The following is a 16,208-nucleotide window of genomic DNA, read 5'->3' on the forward strand; positions in this document are numbered from 1 at the left end:
GGGAGCTTGCTCCCGCTGGGCTGCGTAGCAGCCCTCGCTTTTTGGCGGTTGCTGCGCAACCGAGCGGGAGCAAGCTCCCTCGCCACGGGTGGTGTGTCTGCTCACGTAGGGTATCGGCCGTTGCCTCGCATCACTCCACCAACCGCCCCAACCGCTGCTTGAGCATGCGGTTTTCAGTACGCAGCTGCTGCACTTCCTCCAGCAGGTCCAGCGCCAGGGCGACGCCTTCCCATTCCAGCTCCAGTTCGCGGCGCAGCTTGACCGCACGGCGGGCCAGGACCAGTTCGTAATCGGTGAAACGCCAATCTCCCGGGGCCGTGCCGTGGGGTTCGAGGATGCCATGGGCGACGATCTCGATCACATGGACATCCTGCAACGCGGCAGCCTCGCAGAACTCCGTCAAGGTCAGTTCAATGATCGGGTTGTTCATGGTCTGCTTCTCCCAATGCTTTAACTGTCGAGTCTAGCCGTGACTGTGGCGAGGGAGCTTGCTCCCGTTCGGCTGCGAAGCAGTCGTAAAAGACTGCCAACTGTTTTTTCCTGGCTCACCGTGCCCGATGGTTTTGGGGCTGCTTCGCAGCCCAGCGGGAGCAAGCTCCCTCGCCACGGGTCTTGTGTCCAGCGGGTCATTAACCACAGGTCAGAAATTCTCCCGCGGGTCGAACGCGGCTTTCTTCGCCAGTTCTGCCCACAACGCCTTGACCGCCTCATCGCTGGCCTTGGGCATCACCGCCTTGAGCTGCACGAACAGGTAACCGCGCTCGCCGGCCTTGTTGCGCAGGCCGTGGCCCTTGGCGCGCATGCGCTGGCCGTTCTGGCTGCCGGCCGGGATCTTGAGATTGATCTTGCCGGTCAGGGTCGGTACCGCCACTTCGGTGCCCAGCGCCAATTCCCATGGGGCGAGGGGCAAGGTGATGATCAGGTCCTGGCCTTCGACGTCGAACTTGGGGTGCGGCGCGAAGCGAATCGTCAGGTACAAATCACCATTGGCACCACCACCGATACCGGGCGCACCCTGGCCCTTGAGGCGGATGCGTTCACCATCGGTCACACCCAGCGGAATCTTCACGTTCAGGCTTTTGCTGGTGTTGCTCACATGCTGGCCGGCCGCGTTGTACTGCGGCACCTGGAAGCTGACTTTCTTCGACTCGCTCGACAGGGTTTCTTCCAGGAAGATCGGTAATTCCATTTCCACGTCTTGCCCTCGACGGCCGGCGCTGCGACCTGACTGTCCGCCACCGAAACCCGGTCCGCGATTACCGAAAATAGAACTGAAAAAGTCCGAAAAATCGCCCGTATCCTGACCGCCGCCAAAACCGCCACGGCTTTGCCAACCCGGCGGGCCCTGGAACGGCTGGCCGTGCTGGCCATAGCGACGCAGGTCGTCGTATTCGGCGCGTTTGTCGGCGCTTTTCAGCGCTTCATAGGCTTCGGAGACGTCCTTGAACTTGGTCTCGGCATCCTTTTCCTTACTGACGTCCGGGTGGTATTTGCGCGCCAGTTTGCGATAGGCGGCCTTGATCGTGGCGTCGTCGGCCGTCGGCTCCACCCCCAGAATCTTGTAATAGTCTTTGAAGTCCATTGAAGGATCACCATCCGTTATCGATATCGCACCGCCACCCGCAGCATGCTCGTGATACAAGTCCTGGAGTTTGACCGATCTCAAGGTTTGTGACCGGGCGGTGCAGCAGAAGTTTATCGGCAGCCGGTGGCGGTTCTTGTATCCGCCCTGTGGCTACCAGGCTCATGCCAGCAAGTTTGGGGGTGCAAGGGCGTCTTTCAAGGCCCAATGGCCCAGCGTTTGCGAATTAGCAGATAACCGGCCTTCGAATCCGGGCCGCACTGACATACACTGCGCGGCCGTTTTTTCAACTGGAACCCGAAAGACATGAAAAACGCATCCCCGGCCCGTGCCTGCGGCATCGACTTCGGCACGTCCAACTCCACTGTCGGCTGGCTGCGCCCCGGCATGGAAACGCTGATCGCGCTGGAGGATGACAAGATCACCCTGCCCTCGGTGGTTTTCTTCAATTTCGAGGAGCGCCGCCCGGTCTATGGCCGCCTGGCCCTGCACGAATACCTGGAAGGCTACGAAGGCCGGCTGATGCGCTCGCTCAAGAGCCTGCTGGGCTCCAAGCTGATCAAGCACGACACCAGCGTGTTGGGCACGGCCATGCCCTTCAAGGATTTGCTGGCACTGTTCATCGGCCAGCTGAAGAAGCGCGCCGAAGCCACCGCCGGTCGGGAGTTCGAAGAGGTGGTGCTGGGTCGTCCGGTGTTTTTCGTCGATGACGATGAAATGGCCGACCAGGAAGCGGAAAACACCCTGGTGGACGTCGCCCGCGCCATCGGCTTCAAGGAAGTTTCATTCCAGTACGAGCCTATCGCCGCGGCGTTCGATTATGAATCGACCATCGAGAAAGAAGAGTTGGTGCTGATCGTCGACATCGGCGGTGGTACGTCGGACTTCTCCCTGGTACGCCTGTCGCCCGAGCGTCGCACCCACGACAACCGTCACGCCGACATCCTCGCCACCGGCGGCGTGCACATCGGCGGTACCGATTTCGACAAACAACTGAGCTTGCAGGGCGTGATGCCGCTGTTCGGCTACGGCAGCCGCATGAAGAGCGGCGCCTACATGCCCACCAGCCACCACATGAACCTGGCGACCTGGCACACCATCAACGCGGTGTACTCGCAGAAATCCACCTTGGCCCTGGGCAGCATGCGTTACGACATCGAGGACACTGGCGGGATCGACCGGTTGTTCCATCTGATCGAACAGCGCGCCGGGCACTGGCTGGCGATGGAAGTGGAAGACACCAAGATCCAGCTGACCCACACCGACCACCGCCACGTGCCGCTGGACCGGATCGAGCCGGGCCTGAGCGTGGACCTGAGCCGGGCGCTGTTTGAATCGGCCATCGGCGGCTTGCTGGAACGCGTACGCGCCAGCGTCACGCAACTGCTGGGCGATGCCAACGTACGCGTCGATCAGGTGGACACGGTGTTCTTTACCGGCGGCTCCAGCGGCATCCCGGCGCTGCGCAACAGCGTCTCGGCGATGCTGCCCCAGGCGCGCCATGTGGAAGGCAATATCTTTGGCAGCATTGGCAGCGGTTTGGCGATTGAGGCGATGAAGCGTTATGGCACTCAGGTCTGATCCAGGACCGAGGCGCCTGAATCGCGAGCAAGCTCGCTCCCACAGTTAACCGAGTTTCTTCAGAAAGAATGCGGTCAACTGTGGGAGCGAGCTTGCTCGCGATGGCGCCAGACCAGACGCCACATACCCCCGATCAAACCATCCCCACCTGCTTCAACTCACTCTTCAGATAGGCATAGTAAATCGGCCCCGCCACCACCCCCGGCAGGCCGAATGCCGCCTCGAACACTAGCATCGCCATGAGCAACTCCCAAGACTTGGCGCTGATCTGCCCGCCAACGATGCGGGCGTTGAGGAAGTATTCGAGTTTGTGGATCACGATCAGGTAACCCAGCGCCGCCACCGCTACCCAGATCGACAGTGACAAGGCAACGATGGTGATCAGGGTATTGGACATCAGGTTGCCGATGACCGGCAGCAGTCCCAGCAAGAACGTCATCACGATCAGGGTCTTGGTCAACGGTAGATGGATGCCGAACAGCGGCAACACCACCGCCAGGAAGATCCCGGTGAAGAAGGTGTTGAGCAGGGAAATCTTGATCTGGGCAAAGACGATGTTGCGGAACGCCTTGACCAGCAGGTTCAGGCGATCGAACAGCGCAGCCGCCAAGGGTTTGCGCTTGGTCAGGTCGGGGATGCGCTGCAGGGCGACGATTGCTCCCAGCACCATGCCGATCAGCAGCGTCACGAACATATGGGCCGCGTCCTTGCCCACCAGTTGCAAATCACTCAGGTGCTTGCTGACCCAGTCACCAATGGCCACCCGGAACTCGGCGGCGCTGGCGGGCAGATAGGCGTCGATGAACGGCGGCAATTGCCCACGGGCGCGGTCGACCACCCCCATGAACTTGTCCAGGGAAGCGCCGGGGTTTTCCGCTTCATGCAGCAGGAAGCTGAAGGCGCCGGCGAAGATCAACGACAGCACGCTGACCACCAGCGTGCCCAACAACGCCACCGCCAGCCAGCGGGCGCGCCGGCCTTCGATCAGCCGTTGCAACTGCGGGGTGAGCATGTTGACCAGTTCGAACACCAACAACCCGGCCAGCAGGCTCGGCAACAGGCGCAGCGGCAACACCAGCAACAACCCACCAAAAATGATCACCCAACTGATCACCAACAATACATGACGCTGAGAAAACGTTGGCATACAGCCTCAAAACGAAACGGCGTGAAAGGATTGGCAGTCTGCCAGCCTTCCACTAGCAGCACTAGAGATTGTATCGACCGACCTTGATCGGGGTTCAGTTATTTTTTGCAGCGATTGTGAGGGTCTTATCGCGAGCAAGCTCGCTCCCACAACAGATCAAGCAATGCGAATCCAATGTGGGCGCGAGCTTGCTCGCGATGGGGCCCTCACTGGCTCAGGAAAATCCCGGCTATTACTTCTTTTTCAGGCACTCACTCATGAACGCCTTGCGGGCATCGCCCTTCAGCGCCTGGGTGGTGGCGTCGGCGTTGCAGGTTTTCATGCGTTCCTGCGGCGTAGTCGGGGCAGCCTTGAGGCAGGTGCTCATGAAGGCTTTGCGCTCGTCACCCTTGAGCGCCTTGGCCGTGGCGTCGGCGTTGCAGGTGGTCATCTTGGTCTGTTGCGCCGTGGCGGCGAAGCCCTGGGAACACAGCAGCAAACCGATCATCAACAAAGGCACACGCAGCATCTTCATGATGTTTCTCCTGGTTGCCGCACGAGGGTACGGCGATGAGATGGAGTGTAGACAAAGCCTGTTACACCTTCACCCGATTGATCTTCTGTGCCTGAGCTACCGCTTTCGCGAGCAGGCTCGCTCCCACAGTTGCCCGCATTGCTTCTGACGGCACTCGGTCGAAGGTGGGAGCGAGCCTGCTCGCGAAGAACGATAACGCGGTGGCGATCTAAACACCGGCAGCCTTCAACCGCTCGGCATGCTCAACGAACAACCGCACAGGCTCGGCGCCCTTACCCACCAGCCCCAGCGACTGGTTGACGATGTCGAAGTGATCCAGCGGATAGTCATCACCAATCACCGTACCCAGGTGCGAGCTGTAGCGCCCGACCATGCCGTCGCATTGCCCCGCCTCGCGCACGAAGGTGCGGGCGAACAGGCGGCAGCTGCGGTTAGTTCCATCAAACAGGTTGCCCCCTTTATCGGTCTTGCCCGGCTGCAAGGTCCCGGACCAGGAATAGTAACGAACGCCGTCAACCTCTTCCGGCCCCTGTCCACCCCAGGTTTCAGGCAATCCCTGTGGATAATGCTGGTTGAACAAGGCCACGCCCTGCGTGGTGAGCGAGGCATGGGAAGCCTGGATATCCACCGGCAGCTTCGGCCCGCGATAGCCGGTTTCCAACAGGCTCATCAAGGCATTGATCAGTCGCAACAAGGCCGTGAGCAAGCGGCCCCTGGCGCTGTCGGCCGGATAGTGGGTTTGCAGGTAGTCAGCCAGTTCGGAGCCGTGGTTGGTGCCGGCCACCGATGTGACCGATGCCACCAGGTCAGGGCGTTTGGCGGCTGCGTAGCGAGCGGTAAGGCTTCCCTGGCTGTGGCCGATCAGATTGACCTTCTGCGCACCGGTTTGCCGCAGGATCTCCTCGATCCGCGCCAGCAACTGCTCGCCGCGCACCTCGGATGAATGCAGCGGCGAAACCTTCACCGCCACCACCATGGCCCCACCCCGACGCAACGCCGAAACGATCCCATACCAGTAGGGATACAACACCAGGCGAATAAACCCGAGCATGCCCGGGACCAATACCAGCGGGTAGCGAGTGGCGCAGCGTTGCGACATAGCGACATCCTTGTGATCGAGAGGGCCCAGCATCGGTACCGATGATGACCAGTCTATGACACCGGCGTCACTTCGGCCCGATCAGCCTGCGGACAAATTCGGTAAAACTTTTTCCGGATCGCGTCACTCAGACCTAGAGTGATCGCGCCTGCAGAGCGTGACGCCTCAACCGGATCAGCCTCCAGGAGAAACGAGATGAGCGACATGCACTTATCCGATGTAACCACCCTGCGCGAACGGGCACGGCAGAACGTGCAGAACGGCGCCGTGACCGAGGGCTACAGCGCCGATCGACAGGAGGTCGTTCGCCTGCTCAACGAAGCACTGGCCACCGAACTGGTGTGCGTGCTGCGCTACAAGCGCCACTACTTCATGGCCACCGGCCTCAAGGCCAGCGTGGCCGCCAGTGAGTTCCTCGAGCACGCGAACCAGGAAGCCGAGCACGCCGACAAGCTTGCCGAACGCATCGTGCAACTGGGCGGTGAACCTGAGTTCAACCCCGACCTGTTGACCCGCAATTCCCATGCCCAGTACGTGGCCGGCAATACGCTCAAGGAAATGGTCTACGAAGACCTGGTGGCGGAACGGATCGCCATCGACAGCTATCGGGAAATCATCCAGTACATCGGCGAAAAAGACCCGACCACCCGGCGTATCTTCGAAGACATCCTGGCCCAGGAAGAAGAGCACGCCGATGACATGGCCGACATCCTGGCCGATTTGTAAGAGCCTTTAGGGCCCCATCGCGAGCAAGCTCGCTCCCACAGGGGACCGCATTCTGTCTGAAAGAATGCGGTCAAAATGTGGGAGCGAGCTGGCTCGCGATGAGGCCAGCCGCCTCACAGCACAATCTGGCTACCGGGTAGGTTTGACCGTCACCGGCGCCTTGCCCGCCTTCATCTGCTCCAGCAACGGCGCACACTGGTTCGGCTCGCCACCGCTGGGAGCGACCAACGCCAGCAACCCGGCCGCAGGCGCCGCGATCACACCCAGCGCCACCATCCCGGCACCGCGCAGAATCAGCGGTACAGCCTTGACGCCGGCGGCGGGCTTGGAGAACTTGCCTCGCACGTACAACGGCGAGCGCAAGGAAATCAGTCTCCAGCCCTTGGACTCGGGGGTGATGGTCAGGTCCAACTGTTCAGTGGCCATGTTCGCCGTGCCGTCGATGTAGATGATTGCGTTCTCGGTGTCGAACACGAACAGGCGGGTGGTCGCCAGGCCGGTCTTGATGTCGAAGTCCGCGGCCGCGCAGTTGATCTTCACTTCCTTGTCGCCAAAGATTTTTCCCACCACGTAGTTGCCGACGTTCAACCCCGCCAACTCCATCAGCTCCCGACTGATAGCGCCGTCGTTGATGAGCATTTTCAGGGTGCCGTTGGAGGTACCCAGCAACGCCGCCACCGAATTGCCGCGCCCGGCAATATCGGCATCGCCGTTCAGCTCACCAAAACTGGTTTTCATCGGCTCGAAGCCGGGGAACAGTTGCTTGAGCTTGAAACCCCGCGCGGTCAGCTTCGCCTGGCCTTCCAGAGGCTGGGCGTGGCCATTGAGGCGGACCTGCGCATCAAGGCGGCCACCGGCCACGCCGAAACGCAGGGGTTCGAGGCTTAGCTGACCATCGTTGAGCACCAAGTGAGTGTAGAGATCGGTGAATGGCAATTGCTCGCTGTGGACGATTCGTTTGCCGGTGAACTCCACATCGGCATCCATCACCCCCCAGCGCTCGGTACGAAACTCCTCTACGGGCAGGACCTTGTCGGTCGGCTGCTTGCTCGCACCGCCACGGGCCTTTTGTTCGGTATTGGAGTCGGCACCGATCAGCGGTGCCAGGTCGCTGAACAGCAGTTGATTGGAGACCAGCGCGCCACTGAGTTTCGGCCGGGGCTGGCTGGCGACATAGGCCAGGTCGCCATGGATATCGCTGTCGCCGATCTTGCCGTTGAACGCTTCGTAGCGAAACAGCGCCCCGCCCGGTTCGTGGAGCTTGGCGATCAGATGGCCGTCGGTGGAATAGGGCGGCGAATCCGGCAGGGTCACGCCGGTCAGGGGGTAGAGATTGGCGAGGCTGGTGCCGGCCAGTTTCAAGCGCAGGTCCAAGGCTCCGAGGTTCATCGGGTCGGTGAGGGTGCCAGCCAGTTCGACGCGGGTGTCACCGATTTTCGCCTGGGCCTGAAGCGGAAAGGGTCGTGAGGCGTCCTGCAACGCCAGCAAGCCGCCCACCTTGCCGGAGCCGGTGAGGTTCTGCCCCTGATACTGCCCGTTGACCTTGAAGGCGAACGCATAGTCCTGCGGCGTCGCCCCCTGGTCCTGGGCTTTCTTGGCGGCCTTGTCACCGACGATATCGCTGAAGGGGATGGGCTTGCCCAGCGGGTCGATCAGCAGGTCGAGGCGGGTTCTCAGCGTCTGGTCGTCAAGGGTGACGTGGCCCTTGTCGAAGCCGATGGCACCGATGTCCACCACCCAACTGGACGGCTCGGCGTCCGGGTCCTTCGGGTCGAACTGAAACGTCCAGTTGGCGCGCCCGTCGGCCAGGCGTTGCAGGTTGGCGTCGGGCTCGGTCAGGTCGATACGGGGAATGGTCACTCGCCGGACCAGCAAGGCCAAGGGGGAAATGCGCAACTCAACCCGCTTGAGCGTGACCATCTGCGGGGTTTTCGACCAGTCCGGGTTACCCAGGCTCAAGTCTTCGGCCACCACGTGAGGCCACGGCACCCAAGCCCGCCAGCCCCCCTCTGCAGGCTCGCGCTGCCAGATCACCGCCAGGTTGCCGTTGATCGCGAACGGCCGGTGCAACTCCTCCGAAACCTTGGCGTTGAGTGGAGGCTTGATCCGGTTCCAATCGAAGAAGGCGATGATCAGCACCAGCACCGCCAGCAAGACAACAAGGCAGGCGAAGCTCCAGGCGAAGATTTTTGAGGTGCGCGTCATGCACAAGGCTCCTGATGACAATTCAGCGCCGACCTGCGACGCCTTTGGAAACACGAACCTGTAATCGGCTCGCTATGAGAATAGGACTGGCGAAACGGCCAACAGGTTTAACCCCACGGGCGATGAACGGCACAAGAATCGTCGAAAATCCTGACCAGTTCGCCAAGTATGTGTTACCGACCCCGCACGTTTTGGAAGCACTACTGGGTACAAAATACCCATCACAGTGCAAAACCACGCCCCTGAGAGGCCCGTTCTAGAGCCTTCGCCCGTAACAATCAATTCCGTTGATTATTACCATTGCGTTTATGAACTTTTATATCGACTTATCGAGAGTAGCATTGCCCTCGTACCCACTTTATCGCCCTCCCAAGGAGCAATGATCATGAAACGCCAATTACTGATGAGCCTTTCCCTTTCACTGCTGGCCTCTACCGCTTTCGCACTGCCAGCCTCCGAACAAGCCACCCCTCAGGTCAGGGACAGCCATTCGGTCTACAGCCAGACCGTTGCCGAAGGTGGAAGTGATCGCCTGAAAGAAAAAGGCTTGGCCGAAGACGGTTCTGACCGCACGCCACAAGGCCAGACCCTGGCTGAAGATGGTTCCGACCGCACGCCACAAGGCCAGACCCTGGCTGCTGACGGTTCCGACCGCACTCCAGGCCAGACCTTGGCTGCTGACGGTTCCGACCGCACTCCAGGCCAGACCTTGGCTGCTGACGGTTCCGACCGCACCCCAGGCCAGACCCTTGCCGCAGATGGTTCCGACCGTACTCCTGGCCAGACCCTTGCCGCAGATGGTTCCGACCGTACTCCTGGCCAGACCCTTGCCGAAGGCGGTGGTGACCGTGTGATCGAACGCAACGGCACAGTGAGCTGAGCCCATGGTATCTCGGAAAAAAGCCCGATTCCTCCAATCGGGCTTTTAACTTTTCAAACGTCCCATTTCCCCGCCTGATCCCTCTCTACCGTTCGACGTCGGCAAAGCCGATTTGCTAGAGTGCATCGCTCCCGTGAATCAGAAGTCAGCCTTGCGATGCTGCCCCGCGCCGAACAGAAACAACAGACCCGAAACGCCCTGATGGATGCAGCCCGGCATTTGATGGAGAGTGGCCGGGGGTTCGGCAGCCTGAGCCTGCGGGAAGTCGCCAGGACGGCGGGCATCGTGCCCACCGGGTTCTATCGGCACTTCGACGACATGGATCAACTGGGCCTGGCACTCGTCAGCGAAGTCGGCCAGACCTTCCGCGAAACCATTCGACTGGTGCGCCACAACGAATTCGTCATGGGCGGCATCATTGACGCGTCGGTGCGGATTTTCCTCGATGTGGTGCAAGCCAACCGCTCGCAGTTCCTGTTCCTGGCCCGCGAGCAATACGGCGGCTCCCTGCCGGTGCGCCAGGCCATCGGACGACTGCGCGAAGGCATCAGCTCGGATTTGGCCGCCGACCTGGCACTCATGCCGAAACTGCAGCACTTGGACTTGGCCGGGTTGAGTGTGATGGCCGACCTTATCGTCAAAAGCGTGTTCGCCACCCTGCCGGACATCATCGACCCACCCGCCGAAGCCTTGCCCGAGCACCTCACTCCCCAAGTGAAAATCACCCAGCAGCTGCGGTTTATCTTCATTGGTCTCAAGCATTGGCAAGGGCTGGGTAGCACCGAATAATTCCCCGAATGTACCCACTGTGGGAGCGAGCTTGCTCGCGATAGCGATTCATCAGTGGAGTTGATGCTGACTGACACTCCGCTATCGCGAGCAAGCTCGCTCCCACAAGTTTTTCTCAAGCCGCAAAATAGTGCACCGCTTTACGGCGCGCACCAAAATGGCACGCAACGCGAGACGCCAGCAAACACCTTCCCCAGCAGCCCCCCCTATTTCCTACACCCCCTTCGATTGGCAAGCCCCTTGCTCTAAACACAGCACTGTTCATTGCTGGAAGCACTCCGATGCTGGTGATTCATCGCAGAATCGACCCTCAACCCCGCTGGGACGCCGAACTGCTACTGACCTTCGACGCCCGTAGCAAAAGCCGCCTGCGCTGTTTCAGTGCCGAAGGTGAAGATGTGGGATTGTTTCTGGAGCGAGGCCAACCGCCGCTGTATGACGGCGAATGCCTGCAGGCCGAAGACGGTCGCATCGTGCGTGTCTGTGCCCGTCCCCAACAATTGTTGCACGTCACCTGCGCCAACGCGTTCGAACTGACCCGTGCCGCCTATCACTTGGGCAATCGCCATGTTGCCCTGCAAGTGGGCGATGGCTGGTTGCGCCTGCTGGACGATTACGTGCTCAAGGCGATGCTCGAACAACTGGGCGCCAGCGCCGAACCCATCGATGCTCCGTTCCAACCGGAACATGGCGCCTATGGTGGTGGTCACCATCACTCACGGCACGGCGACGAAGACTTCAACTACGCGCCGCGCCTGCATCAGTTCGGCGTGCGCACATGAACCCGGCCTGGGCGCTGCTGCGCCTGGCCAGCCCGCAACTGCCGATTGGCGGCTACAGCTATTCCCAGGGGCTGGAGATGGCGGTGGATAACGGCCAGGTCAAGAATCCCGACGATGCGCGTCGCTGGATCAGCGATCAATTGCTGCTGAACCTGGCACGCTTCGAAGCGCCCTTGCTGCTGGCTCACTGCACTGCAGCCGCCGCCGACGACTGGAACGCCCTGCTGCTGCATTGTGAAGAGCACCGCGCCAGCCGGGAAACCCGTGAGCTGTATCAGGAGAGCCGGCAGATGGGCTACTCGTTGCAGCAATTGTTGAACGGCCTGCCGGAACTGGACGCCGCCGCACGAGCCTTTCTCGAACAACGCAGCGAGCCGCACCTGGCCCTGGGCTGGGCCCTGGCCGCCCGCGCCTGGCAGATCACGCCCCAGGACGCCCTCGCCGCCTGGCTATGGAGCTGGCTGGAAAACCAACTGGCGGTGTTGATGAAAACCCTGCCCCTGGGCCAGCAAGCGGCCCAACGCCTGACCAGCGAACTGCTGCCGTTGCTGCAGCAGGCCCAGCACAACGCTTCGAACATCGACCCCGATCATTCCGGCAGCGCCGCGTTTGGCCTGTCACTGGCGTGCATGGCCCATGAGCGCCAGTACAGCCGTCTGTTCCGTTCCTAGGAGACACACATGAATACACAACCTTTGCGCGTCGGTATCGGCGGCCCAGTGGGTTCCGGCAAAACCGCGTTGACGCTGGCCCTGTGCCTGGCCCTGCGCGATCGCTACAACCTGGCGGTGGTTACCAACGACATCTACACCCGCGAAGACGCCGACTTCTTGGTGCGCAACGAGGCCCTGGCGCCAGAGCGGATCATCGGCGTGGAGACCGGCGGTTGCCCGCACACGGCGATTCGCGAAGACGCCTCGATCAACCTCGAAGCAGTGGACCAACTGAACCGGCGCTTCCCGGGCCTGGACTTGATCCTGGTGGAATCGGGCGGCGACAACCTTTCGGCGACCTTCAGCCCGGAACTGTCGGACCTGACCATCTATGTGATCGACGTCTCGGCCGGTGACAAGCTGCCGCGCAAGGGCGGGCCGGGCATCTGCAAATCCGACCTGCTGGTGATCAACAAAATTGACCTGGCACCGCTGGTAGGCGCGTCCCTGGAGATGATGGACAGCGACACCCGGCGGATGCGCAACGGCAAGCCGTTCGTGTTCAGCAACCAGAAGACCGGCCAGGGCCTGGACGCCATCATTGCGTTCATCGAGCGCCAGGGCCTGCTGACCGCCGCCTGATTTTTCCGACCTTCAACAAGGAAGCTTATCCATGACATGCAAACGTATCCTCGGCGCCCTCGTCCTGCTGCTGACCCCGGCCCTGGCCTTCGCCCACCCCGGCCATGGCGACAATGGTCTGATCGCTGGCCTCGGCCACCCCATTGGCGGGCTCGATCATTTGCTGGCGATGCTGGCGGTCGGCTTGTGGGCCGCGCAACAACAAGGCGCGGCGCGCTGGGCGCTGCCGTGCACTTTCGTCGGGACCATGCTGCTCGGCGGCTTGCTGGGTTTTGAAGGCCTGGACCTGCCGGCGCTGGAAAGCGGGATTGCCGCCTCGGTCCTGGCCCTGGGCCTGGCCGTGGCACTGGCGGTGCGTCCACCGCTGGGCCTGGCGGTCGCCGCTACCGCGATGTTTGCGCTGTTCCATGGCGTAGCCCATGGCTTGGAACTGCCGGACATGTCGAGCCCTTGGGCCTATGCGGCCGGGTTCGTCGCGGCCACGGCGGCGCTGCATGGCGCGGGGTTTGCGCTGGTTCGCGTATTGCCGCGAGCGGCCGCGCCGCTAGTGCGTTTGGCTGGGGCGGCTTCGGCGGCGGCTGGGGTTTGGTTGTTGGCAGGTTGATTTTCTAGCGCCTCCAAAGGCCCCTTCGCGAGCAAGCTCGCTCCCACATTAAGTACGGTGTACACCGAGCAAATGTGGGAGCGAGCTTGCTCGCGAAGGCGGCCTGACAGGCGCCCCATCTCCCACGGCCTGCCACTCTGCTACCATGTCGCGCAATCGCCCCCCAGCCGTGACGACGTCCGCCCATGCCTGATGCTTCCCGCCCCGCTCCCCAGCCTGAATTGACCGCCCTGTTCGCAACGGTGCATCAGCATTTTCACGACGTGATCGTGCCAATGTGGCAAGGCCCGGGCTGGAATGCCGATTTGGCATTGCCCTATGAATCCCTGGACGCCGGGCATTCGCCGCTGCCGCCCCAGCGCTATCGGGCCATGGCCTGTGCGCGGCAGTTGTACATGTTCGCCAGCCTGATCGGCGAAGTACCGCAAGCCGAGGAACGGGCCGGGGCACTGTTTCGCTCGCTGCAACGGCATTTCCACGATGCCGAACACGGCGGCTGGTTCTACAGCATCGACCCGCAAGGCGCGCCACTGGACACTGGCAAGGACCTCTACACCCACGCCTTTATCCTGTTCGCCTGTGCCCACTACTGGGGCAAGGTCCGCGAGCCGCTGGTAGAGTCGGTACTCAACGCCGCCCTGGAAGTCATCGCCCGGCGCTTTGCCAGCGCCGATGGCCTGTACGAAGCCAGCCTCAAACGCGACTGGTCAACGCTCGGATCCGGCCCTCTGCAAAACCCGCTGATGCACTTGGCCGAAGCGTTCCTCGCCACCCTCTCCGTGCGCGAAGACGCCCATGTCCGCCAAGCGCTGCTGAGCCTGTGCGACGGGATGTTCAAGCGCTTCATCGACCCCAGGCAGCGCGTCATGATGGAGAAACCGCTCAAGGCTGTGGATAACTGGTTCGAGCCAGGACACCAATTCGAGTGGTACTTCCTGCTCAGTTCCTCGCCCCTGCTGCGCGGTGGCAAGTTGCATGGGGCCTTGGAGCGCAGCTTTGGCTACACCGAGCAACAAGGCGTGAACCCGCAGTCCGGTGCGGTGCGCGCCATGCTGGGCCTGGAACCGCACGTTGTCGCGCGAGACGCGACCCAGCGCATCTGGGCCCAGGCAGAGTATTTGCGGGCACTGACCTTACGCCCTGGGAACGAGGGAGCCTTGCTGCGTCAGTTGCAGGCGCTGCAGCAACACTTCCTGCACCCCCGGGGCTGGAATGAATGCCTGGACGCCAATGGCGCTGTCAGCCGCCTGGACATGCCTTCCACCACGCCGTACCACCTGCTGACCTGCTATCGCGGACTCGCCGATTATCTGGCCTAAAGCCCCTGTGGCGAGGGAGCTTGCTCCCGTTCGGCTGCGAAGCAGCCGTTAGCTTTTGGGGCCGCTACGCGCCCCAGCGGGAGCAAGCTCCCTCGCCACAGGTGTCCACAACAATGTCAGCCATCAAGCCTTGTTGCGCTCGATGGCAAACCCGGCCCAGGTCTGGCTCACCGGCATCAGCTCCAGACTGTTGATGTTGATGTGGGCCGGCGCGTTAAGCACCCAGAAAATGGTATCGGCGATGTCCTGCGGCTGGATCGGCTCGGCGCCAGCGTAGGTCGCGTTGTAGCGCTCCTGATCGCCGCCAAAGCGGACCAGGGAGAATTCGCTTTCGCACAGCCCCGGCTCGATGTTACTCACCCGCACCCCGGTACCTTGCAGGTCGCAACGCAGGTTCAGGGAGAACTGTTTGACGAACGCCTTGCTCGCGCCATACACGTGGCTGCCCGGGTACGGGTAGTTACCGGCGATGGAGCCCAGGTTGATGATCCCGGCACCACGGCCATGGGCTATCAGGCGCGGCAGCAACAGGCGGGTGCTGTAGAGCAGGCCCTTGACGTTGGTGTCGACCATGGTGTCCCAGTCATCAAGGTCGCACTTGGGCGCCGGGTCCACGCCCAAGGCTAGCCCCGCGTTGTTGATCAGCCCCCGCAACTTGGCGAACGACGGCGGCAGGTTCGCGATGGCCTCTTCCATGGCCTTGCGATCACGTACGTCCAGTACCAAGCCATGGACCTCGGTCTGCTTCGACAGCTCGGCACACAGGGCATCGAGGCGCTCTTCACGACGGCCGGTCAGCACCAACTTCCAGCCAGCCTCGGCGAAACGACGGGCACAGGCCTCACCAAAACCGGACGTCGCACCGGTAATAAACAGGGTGTTGGACATCATGTTCTCCTTGCTTTGGGCTTAAGCCATTGAATGAAATTCGGCCAACAGAATGCCCGGCCCGACACGCTACCGGCAAGGCTTGTGGAGACAAGCGTTATGTCCCGCGACTGTCCATAAAATAACCAATTACCGCCAGACCTTATCAAACAAGGCCCACAGCCAATTACCCGCACCTTATCCACAGGCGCGTCCACAGTAATCGGGGGCAAGTGCAAACTCTGCAAGCCGCTTTGCATAAGGCTTTGCGAGGTATTTGGAAAGTTTTTTCCCTTGACCCCGCAACGCAGGTTGTGCAGTTCAAGTTATCTGCTATAAGCCGCCAATCAGCGAGCGATGGCTCCAAGCCAGTAACGACGGCCCTGAGCGCGGTCTTTCCAGAGTTTAGTCACAGACTTATCCACAGGCCTGCCCACAGATTTTCGAGCTCTTTCCAATGCTCATAAAAGTGTTGACAAGCCTAGCGTCAGCTTGTCTAAAAACGCCTGATCAAAAAACGATCACACACCTGTAAGCCTTGTATTTAAAGGCTTTCAGCCAGCTACTCCCACGTTACCCACAGTCGGTTCCACAGCAAACGGGGACAAGTCAAAACTGTGACAAAACAACTATTTGCGGCGACTTTATGTCGCGGTTTCGTAAGGGCTCAGGATTGTTGTCCACAATTCTCGCCATGGCCCAAAACCCTGTGGGAGCGAGCTTGCTCGCGATAGCGGTCTACCTATCACTTCTCCATTGAATGTGCCGCCGTCATCGCGAGCAAGCTCGCTCCCACAAGGGTGGGTGCATTCTGAAGG

16 protein-coding genes are annotated in these 16,208 nt (G+C 61.3%); 9 read left to right on the forward strand and 7 right to left on the reverse strand.

What is annotated here, in order from left to right; genetic code table 11:
• Positions 1-130: 130 nt before the first annotated feature.
• Entirely contained in the window at positions 131-430 is a 300-nt protein-coding gene (locus QNH97_RS26330; protein ID WP_283554554.1) for a chaperone modulator CbpM, read from the reverse strand.
• A gap of 210 nt (positions 431-640) precedes the next feature.
• The gene (locus tag QNH97_RS26335; RefSeq protein WP_283554555.1) at positions 641-1,582 is read right to left on the reverse strand and encodes a DnaJ C-terminal domain-containing protein; all 942 of its coding nucleotides are present in this window, start codon (positions 1,580-1,582) and stop codon (positions 641-643) included.
• A 306-nt stretch (positions 1,583-1,888) separates the two neighbouring features.
• Here QNH97_RS26335 and QNH97_RS26340 point away from each other — a divergent pair, with 306 nt between their 5' ends.
• On the forward strand, positions 1,889-3,163 hold the full coding sequence (locus QNH97_RS26340; RefSeq protein ID WP_283554556.1) for an Hsp70 family protein: 1,275 nt from the start codon (positions 1,889-1,891) through the stop codon (positions 3,161-3,163).
• A 133-nt stretch (positions 3,164-3,296) separates the two neighbouring features.
• On the opposite strand, the gene QNH97_RS26345 is transcribed toward QNH97_RS26340, so the two are convergent.
• From QNH97_RS26345 to QNH97_RS26355, 3 genes are all read right to left on the reverse strand, one after another.
• Positions 3,297-4,310, reverse strand: a complete 1,014-nt coding sequence (locus tag QNH97_RS26345) for an AI-2E family transporter (protein ID WP_283554557.1) — start codon at positions 4,308-4,310, stop codon at positions 3,297-3,299.
• A gap of 232 nt (positions 4,311-4,542) precedes the next feature.
• A complete protein-coding gene (locus QNH97_RS26350) occupies positions 4,543-4,824 on the reverse strand; it encodes a PsiF family protein (RefSeq protein ID WP_283554558.1) in 282 nt (93 codons plus the stop codon).
• 208 nt (positions 4,825-5,032) lie between these two features.
• Positions 5,033-5,923, reverse strand: coding sequence for an esterase/lipase family protein (locus QNH97_RS26355; protein ID WP_283554559.1), 891 nt, complete (start codon positions 5,921-5,923; stop codon positions 5,033-5,035).
• Positions 5,924-6,118: 195 nt separating this feature from the next.
• Between QNH97_RS26355 and QNH97_RS26360 the strand changes: the two genes are divergently transcribed.
• Complete coding sequence (locus QNH97_RS26360; RefSeq protein WP_025211584.1) at positions 6,119-6,649, forward strand: ferritin-like domain-containing protein; 531 nt, start codon at positions 6,119-6,121, stop codon at positions 6,647-6,649.
• A 129-nt stretch (positions 6,650-6,778) separates the two neighbouring features.
• Here QNH97_RS26360 and QNH97_RS26365 read toward each other — a convergent pair whose 3' ends face one another.
• Positions 6,779-8,854 carry an AsmA family protein gene (locus tag QNH97_RS26365; RefSeq protein WP_283554560.1) on the reverse strand — a complete coding sequence of 692 codons (2,076 nt, stop codon included), beginning with the start codon at positions 8,852-8,854 and terminating at the stop codon, positions 6,779-6,781.
• 385 nt (positions 8,855-9,239) lie between these two features.
• Between QNH97_RS26365 and QNH97_RS26370 the strand changes: the two genes are divergently transcribed.
• From QNH97_RS26370 to QNH97_RS26400, 7 genes are all read left to right on the forward strand, one after another.
• On the forward strand, positions 9,240-9,734 hold the full coding sequence (locus tag QNH97_RS26370) for a hypothetical protein (protein WP_283554561.1): 495 nt from the start codon (positions 9,240-9,242) through the stop codon (positions 9,732-9,734).
• Between the two features lie 156 nt (positions 9,735-9,890).
• On the forward strand, positions 9,891-10,523 hold the full coding sequence (locus tag QNH97_RS26375; protein WP_283554562.1) for a TetR family transcriptional regulator: 633 nt from the start codon (positions 9,891-9,893) through the stop codon (positions 10,521-10,523).
• Positions 10,524-10,804: 281 nt separating this feature from the next.
• The gene (gene ureE / locus QNH97_RS26380; RefSeq protein WP_283554563.1) at positions 10,805-11,305 is read left to right on the forward strand and encodes an urease accessory protein UreE; all 501 of its coding nucleotides are present in this window, start codon (positions 10,805-10,807) and stop codon (positions 11,303-11,305) included.
• Positions 11,302-11,976 carry an urease accessory protein UreF gene (locus QNH97_RS26385; RefSeq protein ID WP_283554564.1) on the forward strand — a complete coding sequence of 225 codons (675 nt, stop codon included), beginning with the start codon at positions 11,302-11,304 and terminating at the stop codon, positions 11,974-11,976. The genes ureE and QNH97_RS26385 overlap by 4 nt, the downstream gene beginning before the upstream one ends.
• A 9-nt stretch (positions 11,977-11,985) precedes the next feature.
• Positions 11,986-12,600: an urease accessory protein UreG gene (gene ureG / locus QNH97_RS26390; protein WP_283554565.1), complete on the forward strand. Its 615-nt coding sequence runs from the start codon at positions 11,986-11,988 to the stop codon at positions 12,598-12,600.
• Between the two features lie 31 nt (positions 12,601-12,631).
• Positions 12,632-13,204, forward strand: a complete 573-nt coding sequence (locus tag QNH97_RS26395) for a HupE/UreJ family protein (RefSeq protein ID WP_283554566.1) — start codon at positions 12,632-12,634, stop codon at positions 13,202-13,204.
• 185 nt (positions 13,205-13,389) lie between these two features.
• A complete protein-coding gene (locus QNH97_RS26400; protein ID WP_283554567.1) occupies positions 13,390-14,523 on the forward strand; it encodes an AGE family epimerase/isomerase in 1,134 nt (377 codons plus the stop codon).
• Positions 14,524-14,646: 123 nt separating this feature from the next.
• Here QNH97_RS26400 and QNH97_RS26405 read toward each other — a convergent pair whose 3' ends face one another.
• Positions 14,647-15,411, reverse strand: coding sequence for an SDR family oxidoreductase (locus QNH97_RS26405; protein WP_283554568.1), 765 nt, complete (start codon positions 15,409-15,411; stop codon positions 14,647-14,649).
• Positions 15,412-16,208: the final 797 nt, after the last annotated feature.

The organism is Pseudomonas sp. G2-4 (genome assembly GCF_030064125.1).
In the GTDB taxonomy this organism is placed as follows: Bacteria; Pseudomonadota; Gammaproteobacteria; order Pseudomonadales; family Pseudomonadaceae; genus Aquipseudomonas.